The sequence below is a fragment of the Streptomyces sp. NPDC057002 genome, assembly GCF_042673825.1.
Lineage (GTDB): Bacteria > Actinomycetota > Actinomycetes > Streptomycetales > Streptomycetaceae > Streptomyces.
In genome coordinates, this window is the sequence record NZ_JBHURZ010000004.1 from 147,875 (window position 1) to 166,759 (window position 18,885).

The window sequence follows — 18,885 nt, forward strand, 5'->3', positions numbered from 1 at the left end:
TTCCTGCCGCCCGGAGTGCCCGGAGCCGGCCCGGCCCTATGCGGAGCGCGACCTCTCGATTACCGGCGGGCGCGACGCCGACTCGGGCTTCAGAGGCGGGTGAAGCACCATGTTCCGGCCGCCAGGGCGAGCACCGCGACGATGCTCGCGAGGGTCGCCGATGCGACGGGCCTCACACCCTCGGCGACGGGCCGGTGCTGGCGTACGCGCGTCACGGTCCACGCCAGCAGTCCCCCTCCGAACAGGGAGAACACCGCTCCCGCGAAGATCGCCGGTTCGCTCTCCATGGCCCCCGTGCCCCTTTTCCCCAGTCCGCGACTTCCAGCCCCGGGAGGCTGACACGCGTGGGCGGCGGGCAGGCGAACCGTAGGTGAACGCCGGGGCGACGCGGCCGTGGATCCGGGAGGACCGGCCCCCTCGGGACCCGTTCGGGACGAGGTGTCCAAATCGACTCGAAATTTATTGGCGGGCCTCTTCTCCGGGCCTCTTCTCCGGGCCTCTTCTCCGGGCCCCTCAGCACGCCGCCCCGCCGGGTTCCCTCAGCGGGCCGGCTCCAGGAACCCCTGCTCCACGAGCAGCCGGATCTGCGCCGGTGTGCGGTCGCGCAGCAGCACCGGGTCCTCGCCGATCAGCTGGGCGATGGCGTCGAGGATGCGGCCCGCGCTCATGGTGCCGTCGCAGACGCCCGCGAAGCCCGCGCCGACCGTGTCCACCCGGGTCGCCCGGCGCATGCCGCGGTTCTGGCGCAGCACGACATGCTCGGGGTCCTCGGCGCCGGGCAGCCCGACCTGTTCCTGCACGACCTCGGCGGCGAGCCGGAAGTGCCCTTCGAGCAGTCCGGCGTCGTCGTGGCCGCGGAGGTGGTCGAGCCGGTCGAAGTGGGCCTTGATGGTGTCCCCGAGCGGCTGCTCGACCGGATGCGGCCATTCCTCCACGGTGAGGGAGGGCACGGCGGCGCCCGTCCTGCGCAGGGTGATCCAGCCGAAGCCGACGGCCTTCACCTTGCGCGCCTCGAACTCGTCGAGCCATGCGTCGTACCGGGCCCGGTACTCCGCCGGGTCGCCCTCGTGGTCGCCCGCGTCCCGCAGCCACAGCTCGGCGTACTGGTTGACGTCCTGCACCTCGCGCTGCACGATCCACGCGTCGCAGCCCCGGGGCACCCATGACCGGAGCCGGTCCTGCCAGTCCTCCCCTTCCACGTGCTGCCAGTTGGCGAGGAACTGCGCGAACCCGCCCTCGTTCAGCCGCTCCCCCGCCTCCTGAACGAGCGTGCGGCACAGATCGTCCCCGCCCATGCCGCCGTCGCGGTAGGTGAGCCGGGCACCGGGAGAGATCACGAACGGCGGGTTCGAGACGATCAGGTCGTACGTCTCGTCGTCCCGGACCGGGGTGAAGAGGGAGCCCTCGCGCAGTTCGGCGGCCGGGGCGCCGGACAGGGCCAGCGTGAGACCGGTGATGTGCAGCGCGCGCGGGTTCAGGTCGGTGGCCGTCACGCGGGTGGCGTGCCGCGCCGCGTGCAGCGCCTGGATACCGGAACCGGTGCCGAGGTCGAGGGCGGCGCCGACCGGCGTACGGACGGTGATGCCGGCGAGGGTCGTGGAGGCGCCGCCGACGCCCAGGACGACTCCCTCGTCGCGGCTGCCGATCCCGCCGGCGCCGCCGACCGCGCAGCCCAGGTCCGACACGATGAACCAGTCCTCGCCGCCGGGCCCTCCGTACGGCCGCACGTCCACCGTGGCGGCGAGCTCGTCCTCGCCGGCGCGCTTGAGCCAGCCGCTCTCCAGGCAGGCGTCGACGGGCAGGGTGTCCGCCACGCGCGCGTGCGGCACGGGCTGCTGGAGCAGGAACAGCCGGACGAGCATCTCCAGCGGTGTGTCCCCGCGGGTAGCCCGGAGCGCGGGCACGGTCTCGCTCCGGGCCAGCGCCGCGTACGCGGGGGCGCCGAGCAGTTCGAGCAGTCCGTCGGCGGTGAAGGAGGCCCCGAGCAGGGCGTCCCGGAGCCGGGCGGCGACCTCGGGACGATCGGGGGCGGGCAGCGGGGACAGGGGTGACTGGCTGGCGTTACTCACGCCCCCCATTGTGGCCGCAGACACCGCAGACGCATGTGCCTGTGGCGGGGGTGGCATGTGCCTGTGGTGGGGGTGGCGCGTGCATGTGCCGGGGGTGGCGCGTGCATGTGCCGGGGGTGGCGCGTGCATGTGCCGGTATTCGGACGTGCCCGGGCCGGAGATCGCACGGCCTCTGCCGGGGATCGGACGTGCCCGGGCCAGGGATCGGACGCGCCCTGGCCAGGGATCGGACGTGCCTGTCAGGGATCGGACGTGCCTGTCAGGGGATCGCACGTCCCCGCGCGGGAATCGCCCCTCTCCGTGCCGGTGAGGGGATCGCCTACGCCGGGGATCGAACGCGCCCGGGCCGTGGGTCACACGTCCCCGCGCCGGAGATCAGATCGCACGGCCCTGTGCCGGAGATCGCACGGCCCCGCGCCGGAGATCAGATCGCACGGCCCTGTGCCGGGGAGGGGACGCGCCCCGCTCCCCGGCCCATGTCACTCCCGGCTCAGCAGCCCCCGGCGCCTCGTGCTCCTCGCCCGGCTCCAGATCGTCCGGGTCGCCGACGCCGCGCTCGGCTCAGGTCGCCGACGCCGGCCCCGTCGCCGCCTTGCAGCTCGACTGCCGGGCCATCGCCTGGCCGACCTCGCCCTCCTCCAGGTTGCTGAGCGCGTCGTTCCCGCTCTTGCTCAGCTTGTCCAGCTCGGTGGCGATGTCCTTGAGACCGTCGGCGAACTTGCCCTGGTCCTTCGTGTCGAGCCCGTCGACCTGCTTCTTCAGCGAGGCGTACGACGCGGAGATCGTGTTGAGCTCCTTGACCGCGTCCTTCTGCTTCGTCTCGCCGTTCTCGACGTCCGGCGCGCCGGCCTTGTTCACCGCGGTCCCGATCGCCTTGTAGGCGTCGGACATGTCCTGGAAGGCCTGTGCGTCGGTCTTCTGGACGTCCTCCGGTGTGCTGTTGTCCGAGGTCTCCTTCTGGATCGAGGCATTGGCCGACTCGATCTTCTTGGCCTGCGGCTGTACGGCGTCGCAGACATCCTTGGCCCAGGAGTCCAGCTTCTCGTTGTCGTCGCCGCCGCAGCCGGACAGCGCCAGTACCAGTACCGCACCGCCGGACAGTGCGGCCGCGAGCTTCTTGTTCACCGGTTTGGTCCCTTCCATGGCTCTCGGCCCCGGAACATACACGCCAGAGGCACGGCAACCGCACGTCGAGCACCCATTAAGACCTTTTTGTTATCTTTTGTACTGAGCGAGACAAGGCTCACGACGTGATCGTGCGGACACACAGAGCGGGCGGACGACGCGCCAACGCGCGCCGCCCGCCCGCACCTTGAGCTGGGGCTCGACGGACCTCCCTACGAAACCACCGCCGGATCCGGAGACTTGGGTTCCGGTTCAGCGTTGTTCTCGTCACTTACGGCGATGCCGCGCCGCTTTGACACATAGACCGCCCCGGCGATCACGACGAACGCGAGCGCCGCGATCAGGATCCGCATCCCGATGCTCTTGTCCGGGCCGTAGGAGAACTTGATCACCGCGGGCGCGATGAGCAGCGACACCAGGTTCATGACCTTGAGCAGCGGGTTGATCGCGGGACCGGCGGTGTCCTTGAACGGGTCGCCGACGGTGTCGCCGATCACGGTCGCCGCGTGGGCCTCGCTGCCCTTGCCCCCGTGATGACCGTCCTCGACGAGCTTCTTGGCGTTGTCCCAGGCGCCACCGGAATTGGCCAGGAACACCGCCATCAGCGTGCCCGCGCCGATCGCGCCCGCCAGGAACGCGCCGAGCGGACCGACGCCGAGCGTGAACCCGATGAAGATCGGCGCCAGCACGGCCAGCAGACCGGGCGTGGTGAGCTCGCGCAACGCGTCCTTGGTACAGATGTCGACGACCTTGCCGTACTCCGGTTGCTCGCTGTAGTCCATGATCCCGGGCTTCTCGCGGAACTGCCGCCGCACCTCGTAGACCACGGAACCCGCCGACCGCGACACGGCGTTGATCGCCAGCCCCGAGAAGAGGAAGACGACCGCCGCGCCCGCGACGAGACCCACGAGGTTGTTGGGCTGCGAGATGTCCATCATCAGGCTCATCGGGGCACCTTCGCCGCCGAGCTTCTCGCCCACGTCGCGCGCCCCGGTGATGATCGCGTCGCGGTACGACCCGAACAGCGCCGCCGCCGCGAGCACGGCCGTGGCGATCGCGATGCCCTTGGTGATCGCCTTGGTGGTGTTCCCGACCGCGTCCAGGTTGGTGAGCACCTGCGCGCCCGCGCCCTCGACGTCACCGGACATCTCCGCGATGCCCTGCGCGTTGTCGGAGACCGGCCCGAAGGTGTCCATCGCGACGATCACGCCGACCGTGGTGAGCAGGCCGGTGCCGGCCAGCGCCACCGCGAACAGCGCCAGCATGATCGACGTACCGCCGAGCAGGAACGCCCCGTACACGCCGAGGCCGATCAACAGGGCGGTGTAGACGGCTGATTCGAGACCGACGGAGATACCGGCGAGGACGACGGTGGCCGGACCGGTGAGCGAGGTCTTGCCGATGTCCCTGACGGGCCTGCGGGTGGTCTCGGTGAAGTAGCCGGTCAGTTGCTGGATCAGGGCGGCGAGCACGATGCCGATGGCCACCGCGACGACCGCGAGGATCCGCGGATCGCCGTCCTTGCCCAGGATGGCGGCATCGGTGACGCCGTCGAGCTCCGAGTACTTCCCCGGCAGGTAGACGAACACGGCCACCGCCACCAGCACGAGCGAGATCACCGCGGAGATGAAGAACCCGCGGTTGATGGCGCTCATGCCGCTGCGGTCGGCGCGCCGGGGCGCCACCGCGAAGATGCCGATCATCGCGGTGATCACACCGATCGCCGGAACGAGCAGCGGGAAGCCGAGCCCGGCGTCGCCGAAGGCCGCCGAGCCAAGGATCAGCGCGGCGACCAGGGTGACGGCGTACGACTCGAAGAGGTCGGCCGCCATGCCCGCGCAGTCGCCGACGTTGTCGCCCACGTTGTCGGCGATGGTCGCGGCATTGCGCGGGTCGTCCTCCGGAATGCCCTGTTCGACCTTGCCGACCAGGTCGGCGCCGACGTCGGCGGCCTTGGTGAAGATGCCGCCGCCGACACGCATGAACATCGCGATCAGCGCGGCCCCGAGGCCGAAGCCCTCGAGCACCTTCGGCGCGTCGGCCGCGTACACCAGCACCACGCACGAGGCGCCCAGCAGGCCGAGGCCCACCGTGAACATGCCGACCACGCCGCCCGTGCGAAATGCGATCTTCATCGCCTTGTGCGAGACGGCGGTCAGATCCTTTTCCGGCTCGCCTGCCGCCGGGGTGGCTTCACGCGCCGCCGCGGCGACACGCACATTGCTGCGTACGGCGAGCCACATGCCGATATAGCCGGTGGCCGCCGAGAACGCCGCTCCGATCAGGAAGAACACCGAACGTCCGGCACGCTGATTCCAGTCGTCAGCGGGCAGCAGCATGAGCAGGAAGAACACGACCACGGCGAATACGCCGAGCGTGCGCAGCTGCCGTGCCAGATAGGCGTTCGCGCCCTCCTGGACCGCCGCCGCGATCTTCTTCATGCTGTCGGTGCCCTCGCCGGCCGCAAGTACCTGGCGCACCAGGACGCCCGCGACCGCTAGCGCCGCCAGCGCGACGACCGCGATGACCACGATGAGGACGCGGTTGCCATCGGTCAGTACGGCGGCTGCGAGGTCTGTGGGATGGCCCGACTGTGGTGAGTTGAAAAGCCCCGCCATTCGTCCTCCTTGACGCTTGGGCTGAGCTCAAGATGTGGACGGGATTGTAGGTACCGGAACCTGATCAAAACAGAGCGCGATAAACGGAATTAGCCTTCCGAGGTAATGCCCTGAAAGCATTCCGAGGCGCCCGTGGAGCATGCGAATGATCGTGAACGAATTCACGCGGTGAACGGCACAGGAACTACTGTAAAGGCGAGCACTGACAGCCGCACATGACGAAGGGCCCCACGGGTGGGGCCCTTCGTCATGAACGGTGTGCGGCGTGGCCGGTTCAGACCAGAATCGTCGGCGGCGGCGTGGTCGGCCACGTCATCTTGATCAATCCGCCGTGCTCTCCCGCGCTGACCTCGACGTCGTCGACGAGTCCGCTGATGACCGCGAGGCCCATCTCGTCCTCGTCGGCTTCCCCGTCGGGGTCGCCGGGGCCGGGCGCGTGCTCACCCGGGACCGCGTGCGGGGCCTCGTCGCCGACCTCGATGGAGAACTGCTTCTCCTCCTCGATCAGCAGCACCTTCACCGGTGCCGAGATCCCCACGGTCTGGTGCAGCCCGACGGCACGGGTGCACGCCTCGCCGACGGCGAGCCTGACCTCGTCGAGGACGGCCTCGTCCACTCCGGCCCTGCGCGCCACCGCTGCCGCCACCAGCCGGGCGGTCCTGACGTGCTCGGGCAGCGCGCTGAAGCGGAGCTCAACGGTGGCCATGCATCCCCCTCGCAACTACGGGCGTGCTGTGGGGAGGCTCCGGGCCGCCGAAAGCCCGGGCCCCCTCGGTCTTCACTTCTGCCGATCTTCGGCCGGCCCGGGCGCGAGGCCCGGGACCGGTGTCAGTCGGTGGCCGCAACCGCTTCCTCGACCGAGGTGTGAATCGGGAACACCTTGGTGAGGCCGGTGATACGGAAGATCTTCAGAATGCGCTCCTGGTTGCAGACCAGGCGCAGGGAGCCCTCATGGGCTCGCACGCGCTTCAGGCCGCCGACCAGTACGCCGAGTCCGGTGGAGTCGAGGAAGTCCACGCCCTCCATGTCGACGACAAGGTGGAAACTGCCGTCGTTCACCAGCTCGACCAACTGCTCGCGCAGCTTGGGCGCGGTATATACGTCGATTTCGCCACCGACCCTGACGATCGTGCGATCGCCCATGGTCTCGGTCGACAGGGACAGGTCCACGGATCCTCCAGCACCTTGCTATCGAGCGGTCGCCCTTGGGGCACTCGGCTTCAGCCCTTGGACGCTTCGCCAGCCGCGATGGCATTCAATCACTTACCGGCAGGCGTGCACGACGCCTTGGCTCCATTGTCCGTCACGCCAGTGACACACTCGGTGCCGATGGCCAAGAATCACCGATCCGATCGAACCCCGACGGACCCCGCCTCCCGACCCGCGCCGGGCGTGGTCCTGGACCGGCTCGCATCCGGTCCGAGCAGGGCTTCGCGCGTTACTCATACGGAGCACTTGCCCCCGCGCGAGGGTCGGCATGCCGTCTGGCCGGACCGGATCCGCGCGGAGGTCGTCGCCGCCGTGCGAGCCGCGGGCATCGAACATCCCTGGGCCCATCAAGCGCGCGCTGCCGAGCACGCGCTGGACGGCGACTCGGTCGTCGTCGCGACGGGCACGGCCTCGGGCAAGTCCCTGGCCTACCTCGTGCCGGTCCTGTCCACCCTTCTGGAGGGCGCCGAGGCCCCGAACGGCCGCGGCGCGACCACCCTCTACCTGGCTCCCACCAAGGCTCTTGCGGCGGACCAGTGCCGTTCGGTGAAGGAACTTTCACATCCACTGGGCCATTCGGTGCGCGCGGCCGTCTACGACGGCGACACTCCGTTCGAGGAACGCGAGTGGATCCGCCAGTACGGCAACTACGTCCTGACCAACCCGGACATGCTGCACCGCGGCATACTCCCGTCCCACCCCCGCTGGTCCTCCTTCCTGAAATCGCTGAAGTACGTCGTCATCGACGAGTGCCACACCTACCGCGGGGTGTTCGGCTCGCACGTCGCCCAGGTGCTGCGCCGGCTGCGGCGGCTGTGCGCCCGCTACGGGGCCTCGCCGGTGTTCCTGCTGGCCTCCGCCACCGCCGCCGAGCCTTCGGTGGCGGCCCGCCGCCTCACCGGCCTACCGGTGCTGGAGGTTGCCGACGACGCCTCCCCGCGCGGCGAACTGGTGTTCGCCCTGTGGGAGCCGCCGCTGACCGAGCTGCACGGCGAGAAGGGCGCCCCCGTCCGCCGTACGGCCACCGCCGAGGCCGCCGACCTGCTGACCGACCTCACCGTGCAGGGCGTGCGCTCGGTCGCCTTCGTACGCTCCCGGCGCGGCGCCGAGCTGATCTCGGTCATCTCCCAGGAGCGTCTGGCCGAGGTCGACCGGTCGCTGGCCCGGCGTGTCGCGGCGTACCGGGGCGGCTATCTCCCGGAAGAACGCCGCGCACTCGAACACGCCCTCCATTCGGGTGAACTCCTGGGCCTCGCCGCGACGAACGCCCTCGAACTCGGCATCGACATCTCCGGCCTGGACGCGGTCGTCATCGCCGGATACCCGGGCACCCGCGCCTCCCTGTGGCAGCAGGCAGGCCGGGCCGGACGGTCCGGGCAGGGGGCGCTGGCCGTCCTGGTGGCCCGCGACGACCCGCTGGACACCTTCCTGGTCCACCACCCGGAGGCCCTGTTCGACCAGCCCGTCGAGTCCACGGTCCTCGACCCGGACAACCCCTATGTGCTGGCCCCGCACCTGTGCGCGGCCGCGGCGGAGCTGCCCCTGACGGACGAGGACCTCGACCTGTTCGGCCCTGCCTGCGAGGGGCTGCTCCCCCAACTGGAGGCCGCGAAGCTGCTGCGCCGCCGCACCAAGGCCTGGCACTGGACCCGCCGCGAGCGCGCCGCCGACCTGACCGACATCCGCGGTGAGGGCGGGCGCCCGGTCCAGGTCGTCGAGACCGGCACGGGCCGGCTGCTCGGCACGGTCGACGCCGGCGCCGCGCACTCGACGGTGCACGAAGGCGCGGTCCACCTCCACCAGGGCCGCACCTATCTGGTCCGCTCCCTGGACCTGGAGGACTCCGTCGCCCTCGTCGAGGAGGCCGCCCCGCCGTACTCCACGGTCGCCCGCGACACGACGTCGATCTCCGTCCTGGAGACGGACACCGAGATCCCCTGGGGCGACGGCCGCCTCTGCTTCGGCTCCGTCGAGGTCACCAACCAGGTGGTCTCCTTCCTCCGCAGACGGCTCATCACCGGTGAAGTGCTGGGCGAGACGAAACTCGACCTCCCTCCTCGTACGCTGCGCACCCGGGCCGTGTGGTGGACCGTCACCGAGGACCAACTGGACCGGGCCCGGATCAACCCGGAGATCCTGGGGGGCGCCCTGCACGCCGCCGAGCACGCCTCGATCGGCCTGCTGCCCCTCTTCGCGACCTGCGACCGCTGGGACATCGGCGGCGTCTCGATCCCGCTTCATCCCGACACCCTGCTGCCCACGGTCTTCGTCTACGACGGCCACCCCGGCGGCGCGGGCTTCGCGGAGCGCGCCTTCCACACCGCCCGCACCTGGCTGACCGCCACCCGCCAGGCCATCGCCTCCTGCGAGTGCGACGCGGGCTGCCCGTCCTGCATCCAGTCCCCCAAGTGCGGCAACGGCAACGACCCGCTGCACAAGAGGGGGGCGGTGCGGCTGCTCACGGTGCTGCTGGAGGGCGCCCCCGAGGAGAAGCAGGAGACGGAGGAGAAAGAGACGGCGGAGAGCGTGGCGCCCGAGCGGCCGGCCGGAGGTCCGGAGGAGCCCCTGGAGGACCGGCCCGCGTCCTCCCCGCCGCCGACGGGAGCTCCAGGGGAGCCGTCGGGGGCCCCGCCCGCGCCCTGACCTCCGCCGTGAACGGCCCGCGTCCCGACGCCGCCGTCACATCCGAGATCTCGCCGACGACCTCGCACCGCACGAGCCGCACTCCCTGTGCCCGTGCCACCCGGCCGGCCCGGGCACAGGCCGCCGTACCGCCCTCGGCCCAGTGGTCCGCCGCCGCGAGCGCCGCGAGATCCGCACCGCCCGCCGCACGGTGCCGGATCGCGACCGCCTGTCCCAGCGCCAGGACGACGCCGAACACCACGCACAGGACGGCGATCGCCCCGACGCTCCAGACAGTGGCGGAGCCCCGGTCCGGGACATCGCGCGCCATACCTCGGCGTCTCATGTGCCCACCGCCTCCTCCACCGACGCCACGGCCTCCTCGCGCACGGTGAAGGACAGCCCGCGCAGCACCGGCGGTTCGGCCACGACGGTCACCCGGACGTGTTCCGTTTCCCGGCTGACGGTCACCTCGGCGCCGGGCGGTGCCGCCTCGCGGGTCAGCCGCACGACCGCGTCGGGCGGGTCCTGGCGGGCCGCGGCGCGAGCGCCCGCCCGCGCCGCGTCCACGCACTGGATCTGCGCGGCCACGGCCAGCAGACCGCACACCAGCGCCATCGCGAACATGACCAGTACGGGCAGCACCACGGCCGCCTCCGCCGTGACGAACCCCCGGTCCGAGCCCCGCTCACATCCGCGCATTGAGGGCTTCCGTCACGATGCTCTGCAACTCCGCGCTGACCGCGCCGCCGGTGACGACCTTGTAGAGCACCACCGCGAACGCCACCGCCGCGACGATTCCCATCGCGTACTCGGACGTGACCATCCCCGCGTCCCTCCGCGCCGTACGCATTCCGCACACCAGGGCACGCAGCCGTGCCCGTACCATCTGATCCATCTCAACCTCCGTGAAAAAGTCCGTACTTCTGTCGGGTGTCGCCGGCTTCTGCCGGGTGTCGCCGGCCTCTCTCGGGCCCGTGTCCCGCGTCATCCACCACCCCCTCCGAGCACTCCGCCCGCGAGCCCGATCACCACGGGCAGTACGCCGACCGCGATGAACGCGGGCAGGAAGCACAGCCCGACCGGTGCGCTGACCATGACGCCCGCCCGGCGGGCCCTGGCCGTCGCGGCGCGGCCCCAGTCGGCTCGGGCCTCGGCGGCGAGCCGTGCGACCGGTGCGGCGGCGGGCAGTCCGGACACCCCGGCCCGTTCGAGCAACCGGGCCAGGCCTTCGGCGCCCGGGACGGCGGCCAGCCTCCGCCAGGCCGCGCCCGGTTCACCGCCCAGCCGGACCTCCGCCGCGCCACGCGCCAGGGCGTCGCCCACGGGGCCGCCCAGGGCCTCGCCCACCGCCTGCGCCGCGATCACCGGGCTGGCACCCGCCGCGATGCAGGCCGCCAGCAGGTCGGCCGCGAGGGGCAGTTGCCGTGCCGCCTCGGCGAGATCCGGTGCCCGCGCGTCCGTACCCACCACCTCCTGCCGGAGCCGCCACCGCCACATCACCACCGCACCCGCCAGTCCCACGGCGACACCGACCAGACCGCCGACCAGCGCCCACCCGGCGCACGCCACGCCCGTGGGAGGCAGCCATGTCCGCGCGGTCCGGCGCAAGGCGAGGCGCCGGACGGGAGCGGTCGCCTCCCGGGGCGACAGCTCGGCCAGCCGCCGCCGTATCCTCCGGCGGCGCCGTGCCTCCGTCAGCCACCGCGCCGACCACCCGAGGGCCAGCACGATCCCCACCGCCACCCCCAGCCTGTGGACAACTTCCCCGCTCATGCCGCCTCCTCCGCGCCCCGCACGATCCGCAGCACCCACCACAGCCCCAGGCCCTCCAGCACACCGCCGACGACCAGACAGCCCAGGCCCGCCGCGGTGTGCAGCAGGACATGGAGGGGCTCGGCGCCGAGGGCGGTGCCGATGAGAAGCCCCAGGGCCGGCAAGCAGGCGAGCATCACCGCCGTGGCCCTGGCGCCCGCCAACTGGGCGCGCAGGTCTGAACGTTGGTCCCGCTCGACGCGCAGGGCGGCGGTGAGCCGGTCCAGTCCGGCCGCGAGCCCCGCGCCCTGGTCCACGGCAACCCGCCAGCACGCCGCGAGCCCTCGGAGCCCCTCGCCCCCCGGTTGCCGGGCCGCCGCCTCGAGCGCGCCCGGCACGTCGCCGCCGAAGCGGGCCGCCGCCAGAACCGTCGCCCGCGCGTCCACCAGGCCCCCGCAGTCCCGCGCGGCCCGCAACAGCGCCTCACCCGGCTGGCGTCCGGCCCGCACCTCCCCGGCGAGCGCCCCGCACAACGCGATCACCGCATCCGCCCGCCGCTCCCGGTCCCGCCCCGCCCGGCCGGCCAGCCGGACCCGCCGCAGCAACGGCACCCCGGCCGCTCCCAGGACGACCGGCAGCACCGACGCCCCGAGCACCGCCAGCACCAGCCCGGCCACCGGTGACCACCACTCGGCCCGCAACCGCCCGCGGACCCGCCGCAGCTCACCGCTCATCCGCCGCCACCCGGGCGGCCCACTCCCGACGGCTCCGCCGCCCGCGAGCAGCAATCGCGCCCGCCGCGCCACCGAGTCCCGCTCCCCCAACAGCCAGACCGCCGCACCCATACACGCCACAGCCGCCCCCATCGACATCTCAGCCACCCCCGCCATCACTCGGGCCCTTCAGTCCGTGCCATCACTCCGCCCCCTCAGCCCCGCCATCGCTCAGCCCTCCCAGTCCCTGCCACAGCCCCGCCATCGCTCAGCCCCCTGAGCCCCCGTCACCACTCGCCCGCCGCCCTCACCGGCACACAGCCGACCTCACCCGGCCCACTGCCGCCGCCCCGCCTCCTCCGCTGTCCTCGCCGTCCCCGCCGCCCTCGCCACGAAGCAGCCCCCGCAGCCGCTCCCACCCCCGTTCGCGCACGAAGGCCTCCGCTCCCCACCGCAGCGCCGGCACCGTCCGCACCAGCCCCGACGGATCCCGTTCCAGCACATGCACCTCGGCGATCCGCCGCCGCCCGGACCGGTCGCGTACGAGGTGCAGCACCACGGAGAGGGCGGCAGCCACCTGGCTGTGCAGCGCGGCCCGGTCCAGCCCGGCGGCCGTGCCGAGCGCCTCCAGCCGGGCCGGTACATCGGCGGCGGCATTGGCGTGCACGGTTCCGCAGCCGCCCTCGTGGCCGGTGTTCAACGCGGCCAGCAGATGCACCACTTCGGGTCCGCGCACCTCGCCCACGACCAGCCGGTCGGGCCGCATCCGCAGTGCCTGGCGCACCAGGTCCTCGAGGGTGACGAGGCCCGCGCCCTCCTGATTGGCGGGTCTGGTCTCCAGCCGCACCACGTGCGGATGATCCGGCCGCAGTTCCGCCGAGTCCTCGGCGAGGACGATCCGTTCGTCCGGCCCCACCAGCCCCAGAAGGGCACTCAGCAGCGTCGTCTTGCCCGAGCCCGTGCCCCCGCTGACCAGGAAGGACAGCCGTGCGTCGAGCAATGCGCGCAGCACGCGGTCCCCGCCCGGCGGCACAGTGCCCGCCGCGACCAGCTCGCCGAGGGTGAAGGCACGCGGCCGTACGACCCGCAGCGACAGACAGGCGCAGCCCACGGCCACCGGTGGCAGCACCGCGTGCAGCCGGGTCCCGTCGGGCAGCCGGGCGTCGGCCCAGGGCCGGGCGTCGTCCAGGCGGCGCCCGGCCACGGCCGCGAGGCGCTGGGCGAGTCGTCGTACGGCCGCCGCGTCCGCGAAACGCACCGACGTCAGCTCCAGTCCGCCGCCCCGGTCCACCCAGACCCGGTCCGGGGCCGACACCAGCACGTCCGTGACCGACGGGTCGGCGAGCAGCGGCTCCAACGGGCCGCTGCCGACCAGCTCGGACCGCAACTGTGCGGCGGTGCCCAGGACTTCGGCGTCTCCGAGCACCCGCCCCTGTTCCCGCAGGGCCTGGGCCACGCGCGCGGGGGTCGGCTCGGCCCCGCTCTCGGCCAGCCACCGCCGCACCCCGTCGAGCAGCCCGGCACCCTCGGGCCCGGACACCGCTTCGGTCATCGCACTCATGGGGCACCCGCCTCGACGAGCGCCCGCTCCCAGAACCCCTTGCAGAACCGGGCGAGCGGTCCGCGCGGGGCGCCGCCCGGTGGTGCCGTGCCCTCGTCCGGGCGCAGCAGCCCGGGCTCGACCGGCACCTCGCCGACCAGGGGCAGTCCGAGCAGCCGGGCCACCTCCCGGTCGTCGAGCCCCGGCGGGTACGGCCCGCGGACCGCCACCCGCAGATCGCGCAGGACCATACCGACGGCGGACGCCACACGCCCGGCCGCCGCGACGGCCCGCAGCTCGGCGGGCACCACCAGCACGCCGACGTCCAGTTGGGTGAGCACCTCGGCGACCCCGTCGTCGATGCGGCGTGGCAGGTCGACCACGACCGTGCCGCCCCGGCGCCGGGCCGCCGCGAGCACCGCGCGCACCGCCTGGGGCGGGACGGCGATCCGGTCGCCGCGGTCCCAGCTGAGCACCCGCAGCGAGTGCAGCTCGGGCAGCGACTCCTCCAGTGCACCTCCGCCGACCCGCCCGCGGGAGGAGGCGAACGCGGGCCAGCGCAGCCCTTCGGCCGTCTCACCGCCGAGGAGAACGTCGAGTCCGCCGCCCAGCGGATCGGCGTCCACGAGGAGCGTGCGCAGCCCCTCCCGCGCCGAGGTGACGGCCAGCGCGCACGCGAGCGTGGACGCTCCGGCCCCGCCCCGGCCTCCGATGACGCCCACGGTGAGGGCCGGCCGCCCGACGCCCTCGGCCACGTCGGCGATACGGTCGACGAGCCACTGCTCGCCGTCGGGCAGCATCAGGACGTGCTCGGCGCCGATCTCGACGGCCCGCCGCCACACCCCCGAGTCGTCCTGGTCCCGGCCGACGAGGACAACGCCCCTTCTGTGCACGGCTCCGCGTACGCGCCGCGCTGCGTCGTCACCCACGAGGACGAGCGGCGCGGCCTCCCAGCCGCCTCTGCGCTCCGGCACCCCGTGGTGCACCTCGGGTGTGGCGCCCGCCGCCGCGCACAGGCGCAGCAAGTCGTCGAGGAGGTCGCTGTCCTCGGTGACGATCAGTGGTCCGCCCTGCCGCCCTCCGGCGGCCGGTGGCGGATCGTGTGTGACGGCTCCGGCCACGGTCATCCCCCTTCACTGCTTGCCTCGCGCGGCCCTGCGGCCCCGCGATTCCCGAACGTGGGAAGAACCGACAAGGCGGCCTCCCTATGAACGGCCGACAGAAACCGGCCAAACGCCCCCGGCAATCGGAACCGGCCATGAACTCGCCGCGAGCGGGGCGCGCAGGAATCACCGTGCAGCGATCTCGGAAATCGTGTGGATCTTGGTGGATAACTGTGGACGCTTCGACAGTTGTGAATATCGCCGTCACCCATACCGGTGAGCTCCGCAGGCCCTGTGTACGACTTCCACAGAGCAGTCCGACAGCTACACAACGTGACGAATCATGGGCATGACAAAGCTGCCTTCAGCACCGCATCAGAGCGGCGATCCGGCCGTACGAGGAAGGAGAAAACCCACCCGGACATGCGACGACCCCCGCCGGGGGGGAGAGCGGGGGTCGTCCCCACGGCCGACTCGGGGGGGGAGGAGTCGGGCCGGGTTAGCACGGTCGCGAACGATCCGTGACTTCCATGGTGTACCCGAGAGCCCTCTCAGGCAAACCCACACGCCCCACCTTACGCCGAATGGGCTGCCCCTATGCTCAGGGGCGTGGAAAACCACTCGTTGCCCCGCACAGCGGCCTTCTTTGACCTGGACAAGACGGTCATTGCGAAGTCGAGCACGCTCACGTTCAGCAAGTCGTTCTACCAAGGCGGTCTGATCAACCGCAGGGCTGTCTTGCGTACCGCATATGCCCAGTTCGTCTTCCTGGCCGGCGGCGCCGACCACGACCAGATGGAGCGTATGCGCGCCTACTTGTCCGCGCTGTGCCGCGGCTGGAACGTGCAGCAGGTGAAGGAGATCGTCGCCGAGACGCTGCACGATCTGATCGACCCGATCATCTACGACGAGGCCGCCTCGCTCATCGAGGAACACCACACCGCGGGCCGCGACGTCGTGATCGTGTCCACGTCGGGCGCGGAGGTGGTCGAGCCGATCGGTGAACTGCTCGGCGCGGACCGCGTGGTGGCGACCCGCATGGTCGTGGGCGACGACGGCTGCTTCACCGGCGAGGTGGAGTACTACGCCTACGGCCCGACCAAGGCCGAGGCCATCAAGGAGCTGGCCGCGTCCGAGGGGTACGACCTCAGCCGCTGCTACGCCTACAGCGACTCGGCGACCGACGTCCCGATGCTGGAGTCCGTGGGCAACCCCCATGCCGTGAACCCGGACCGCGCGCTGCGCCGCGAGGCCCTCGCGCGCGGCTGGCCGATTCTCGACTTCCACCGCCCGGTCCGGCTCAAGCAGCGCATTCCCGCGTTCTCCGTACCGCCGCGGCCGGCGCTCGTCGCGGTCGCCGCGATAGGTGCGGCGGCAGCCACCGCGGGCCTCGTCTGGTACGCGAACCGGCGCCGGACGACGGTCGCCTGACCCGATACGACCCGAAGTCCTATTTGAACCCAAAAGTAAAGAAGTGCAGCCTGGACTTCCGCTTACTGCGGGGCAGGAGTACAAAGGACTCAACGGCCCGCGAGACCAAGGACATCCGAGAGGATCACCTTAAATACGCATTTGGCCCCACGGACCGCGCATGAACACCGGGCACCCACGCGACGTCGACCCGTCGAATACGGGCCAGCCGCACCAGGTGACGGGCAAAGTTCCCGACCTGATGGGCATATACCGAGGACGCTTGGTAACCCGATGCTCATGCCAGCGGCGGTACGAGTTTCTCGTACCGCCGCATCTCTTTCCGGCCCTTCCGACTGGGTGTCACGCCGCTCCGCGCTGCAGCGCCTCACACACCGCCGTCGACTCGCGTGCCCCCAGTTCGACCGCCCTGCCGCAGTGCGCGATCCAGGCGGCCACGCCCTCCGGCGTACCGGAGACGTACCCGTCGAGGGCTTCCAGGTAGGCGCCGCGGCCCAGCTCGGCGTGGCCGACCTCGGCCGGGCAGACCGACTTCGGGTCCAGGCCGCTGCCGACCAGGACGATGCGCTCGGCCGTGCGCGCGACCAGTCCGTTGTGGGACGTGAAGGGGCGCAGCGCGAGGAGTTCGCCGTGCACGACGGCGGCCGTCACCAGCGCCGGTGCGGTGCCGCCCGCGATGATCAGCCCGGCCAGCCCCTCCAGCCGGCCGTGCGTCTCGGCCGCGCTCGGCAGCGGCAGCGCGACGAGCGGCTCGTCGACCGGCTCGCCCTCCTGCCGGGGCCGTCCCACCTGGTCGGCCTGGTCGGCGGCCGCGACCAGGTGCAGCCGGGCCAGCACCCTCAGGGGTGACTGCCGCCAGATCGACAGCAACTGACCCGCCTCCGCCGTGAGCCGCAGCGCGGCACCCACGGTGTGCGCCTCGTCGTCACCGCTGAAGTCCGTACGCCGGCGCACCTCTTCCAGGGCCCAGTCCGCGCCGGACAGCGCCGCCGAGCCACGGGCGCCGCGCAGAGCGGCCTCGGAGGTGACCGCGTTGCTGCGCCGCCGCATGATCCGGTGCCCGTAGACCCGGTCCACGGCCTTGCGCACGGACTCCACGGACTCGGCCACCCCGGGCAGCGCCCCCAGGGTCGCGAGGGGATCGGCGGTCGCACCTGCTGTACTCATGAGTACGACCCTACGCACCCCGGGGGTCCTCCCCACGGCGGAGTGGCCTTCTTCACTGCGCTACCGCTTCGCCGCCGGAGCCCCGGGCACGCCCCTCGGGGCCGGGGCGGGGCCGCCGGCGAGGAAGGACGCCCAGCCCTGCTTCGGCTTCTCGCCGACCTTCAGGGAGCGCAGCTTCTCCAGCGTCGCCGGATCCTGGGCGTCCAGCCAGTCCACGAGCCGGCGGAACGAGACACAGCGCACCTCCTTCTTGGTGCACACCGCCTCGATGACCTCCTCGACGGCCCGCATATAGGTGCCGCCGTTCCAGGACTCGAAGTGGTTGCCGATGATCAGGGGCGCGCGGTTGCCGTCGTACGCCCGGTAGAAGCCCTTGAGCAGGCCGTCGCGCATCTGATCGCCCCAGAAGTCGAACTTGTCGGGGTCGCCCTGGGTGGTGGTGCCCGACTGGTTGACCATGAAGTTGTAGTCCATGGTGAGCTGCTCGTAGGAGTGCCCGGGGAAGGGCACGAGCTGCATGGACACGTCCCACAGGCCCTGCTTCCGCTTGGGCCAGACCTGGTCGTTGACGCCGCTGGTGTCGTAGCGGAAGCCCAGTTCGCGGGCCGCCTTCATGAAGTTCCGCTGGCCTTCGAGGCAGGGCGTGCGGGCGCCGATGAGCTCCTTGTCGTAGTCGAAGGGCAGCGGGGACGCGTTCCTCATACCGGTGTTGGTCTTCCAGGTCCTCACGAACTGCTTGGCCTGGGCGATCTCGTCCTTCCAGTCCTCCACGGACCACTCGCCGACCCCGCCGCCGCTGCCGCAGAAGTGGCCGTTGAAGTGCGTGCCGATCTCGTTGCCCTCCAGCCACGCGAGGCGCAGCTGCTTCGCCGTGGCGGCGATGCCGCGGCGGTCGTTGAAGCCGATGTCGGAGCGGCCCGGGGAGTGCTGCGGCGGCCGGTACAGGTCGCGTTTCTCATCCGGCAGCATGTACACGCCGCTCAGGAAGTACGTCATCGTCGCGTCATTGGCCTTGGCGACCTCGCGGAAGTGGGAGAACAGCTTCTGGCTGTCCTCGCCCGCGCCGTCCCAGGAGAAGACGACGAACTGCGGGGGCTTCTGGCCGGGCCGCAGCCGTTCGGGCCTCGGCAGGTGGGGCTGGGCGCCGGTGTAGGCAGTGGAGCCGTCTCCGATCAGCCGGACCGCGCTCTTCGGCGCCTGGGCCGGCTTCGCCCTCTGCGGAGCGGGGGCTTCGTGCCGGGGAGTGCCGGTCGAGCAACCGGCGAGCGATGCGGCGCAGACCGCGGCGATCACGGAGCCCGCGGCGATCCTGTGGGTGGCGGCCATGTGTCGCCCACCTTCTTCCTTCTCTCGGGTGCCGACAGCGCCGCCAAATTCGCACGGGACCGAAGAAGGAATTAGTACGACAAGCCGATCAAATGGCCACTTCACTCGTCGGGGTGATTTATTCGCCCATTTGCCCGTAAAGTCTATGCCCGTCCTTTACTCTGCATTACGATCCGTTTACCGAGCGTTGATTCATCCCGCCGATTT

Annotated in this window: 16 protein-coding genes and 1 pseudogene; 2 read left to right on the top strand and 15 right to left on the bottom strand. The window is 71.7% G+C overall.

What is annotated here, in order from left to right; translation table 11 throughout:
* Nucleotides 1-89: 89 nt before the first annotated feature.
* From ACFT32_RS20605 to bldG, 6 genes are all read right to left on the bottom strand, one after another.
* Entirely contained in the window at nt 90-287 is a 198-nt protein-coding gene (locus tag ACFT32_RS20605; protein ID WP_382491081.1) for a hypothetical protein, read from the bottom strand.
* Nucleotides 288-539: 252 nt separating this feature from the next.
* Nucleotides 540-2,078, bottom strand: coding sequence for a methyltransferase (locus ACFT32_RS20610; RefSeq protein ID WP_382491083.1), 1,539 nt, complete (start codon nt 2,076-2,078; stop codon nt 540-542).
* 552 nt (nt 2,079-2,630) lie between these two features.
* A complete protein-coding gene (locus ACFT32_RS20615) occupies nt 2,631-3,212 on the bottom strand; it encodes a small secreted protein (protein WP_382491086.1) in 582 nt (193 codons plus the stop codon).
* Between the two features lie 194 nt (nt 3,213-3,406).
* Nucleotides 3,407-5,812 (bottom strand): sodium-translocating pyrophosphatase, encoded by a 2,406-nt coding sequence (locus tag ACFT32_RS20620; protein WP_382491089.1) that lies wholly within the window; start codon nt 5,810-5,812, stop codon nt 3,407-3,409.
* A gap of 274 nt (nt 5,813-6,086) precedes the next feature.
* On the bottom strand, nt 6,087-6,518 hold the full coding sequence (locus tag ACFT32_RS20625; protein WP_382491091.1) for an ATP-binding protein: 432 nt from the start codon (nt 6,516-6,518) through the stop codon (nt 6,087-6,089).
* A 122-nt stretch (nt 6,519-6,640) separates the two neighbouring features.
* Nucleotides 6,641-6,982 (bottom strand): anti-sigma factor antagonist BldG, encoded by a 342-nt coding sequence (bldG, locus tag ACFT32_RS20630; RefSeq protein WP_003991900.1) that lies wholly within the window; start codon nt 6,980-6,982, stop codon nt 6,641-6,643.
* 78 nt (nt 6,983-7,060) lie between these two features.
* Between bldG and ACFT32_RS20635 the strand changes: the two genes are divergently transcribed.
* A complete protein-coding gene (locus ACFT32_RS20635; RefSeq protein ID WP_382491093.1) occupies nt 7,061-9,664 on the top strand; it encodes a DEAD/DEAH box helicase in 2,604 nt (867 codons plus the stop codon).
* A 40-nt stretch (nt 9,665-9,704) separates the two neighbouring features.
* On the opposite strand, the pseudogene ACFT32_RS20640 reads toward ACFT32_RS20635, so the two are convergent.
* The 7 genes and pseudogenes from ACFT32_RS20640 to ssd all read right to left on the bottom strand — a co-directional run.
* A pseudogene (locus ACFT32_RS20640) lies at nt 9,705-9,989 on the bottom strand (Rv3654c family TadE-like protein); the annotation flags it as partial.
* Nucleotides 9,986-10,345: a TadE family type IV pilus minor pilin gene (locus tag ACFT32_RS20645; protein ID WP_382491096.1), complete on the bottom strand. Its 360-nt coding sequence runs from the start codon at nt 10,343-10,345 to the stop codon at nt 9,986-9,988. The gene ACFT32_RS20645 and the pseudogene ACFT32_RS20640, both read right to left, overlap by 4 nt.
* Entirely contained in the window at nt 10,332-10,541 is a 210-nt protein-coding gene (locus ACFT32_RS20650; protein ID WP_382491099.1) for a DUF4244 domain-containing protein, read from the bottom strand. Before ACFT32_RS20650 ends, ACFT32_RS20645 begins: the two co-directional genes overlap by 14 nt.
* Before the next feature lie 89 nt (nt 10,542-10,630).
* The gene (locus ACFT32_RS20655) at nt 10,631-11,419 is read right to left on the bottom strand and encodes a type II secretion system F family protein (protein WP_382491102.1); all 789 of its coding nucleotides are present in this window, start codon (nt 11,417-11,419) and stop codon (nt 10,631-10,633) included.
* Entirely contained in the window at nt 11,416-12,288 is an 873-nt protein-coding gene (locus ACFT32_RS20660) for a type II secretion system F family protein (protein ID WP_382491105.1), read from the bottom strand. The genes ACFT32_RS20655 and ACFT32_RS20660 overlap by 4 nt, the downstream gene beginning before the upstream one ends.
* A gap of 130 nt (nt 12,289-12,418) precedes the next feature.
* Nucleotides 12,419-13,672, bottom strand: a complete 1,254-nt coding sequence (locus tag ACFT32_RS20665; RefSeq protein WP_382491108.1) for a TadA family conjugal transfer-associated ATPase — start codon at nt 13,670-13,672, stop codon at nt 12,419-12,421.
* Entirely contained in the window at nt 13,669-14,772 is a 1,104-nt protein-coding gene (ssd, locus tag ACFT32_RS20670; RefSeq protein WP_382491109.1) for a septum site-determining protein Ssd, read from the bottom strand. The genes ACFT32_RS20665 and ssd overlap by 4 nt, the downstream gene beginning before the upstream one ends.
* A 579-nt stretch (nt 14,773-15,351) precedes the next feature.
* Between ssd and ACFT32_RS20675 the strand changes: the two genes are divergently transcribed.
* Nucleotides 15,352-16,185, top strand: a complete 834-nt coding sequence (locus tag ACFT32_RS20675; protein ID WP_382491112.1) for an HAD family hydrolase — start codon at nt 15,352-15,354, stop codon at nt 16,183-16,185.
* A 342-nt stretch (nt 16,186-16,527) separates the two neighbouring features.
* Here the strand turns inward: ACFT32_RS20675 and ACFT32_RS20680 are convergent, their stop codons facing one another.
* The gene (locus ACFT32_RS20680; RefSeq protein ID WP_382491114.1) at nt 16,528-17,352 is read right to left on the bottom strand and encodes an oxidoreductase; all 825 of its coding nucleotides are present in this window, start codon (nt 17,350-17,352) and stop codon (nt 16,528-16,530) included.
* Between the two features lie 60 nt (nt 17,353-17,412).
* Nucleotides 17,413-18,678: a hypothetical protein gene (locus ACFT32_RS20685; RefSeq protein WP_382491117.1), complete on the bottom strand. Its 1,266-nt coding sequence runs from the start codon at nt 18,676-18,678 to the stop codon at nt 17,413-17,415.
* Between the last annotated feature and the right edge of the window lie 207 nt (nt 18,679-18,885).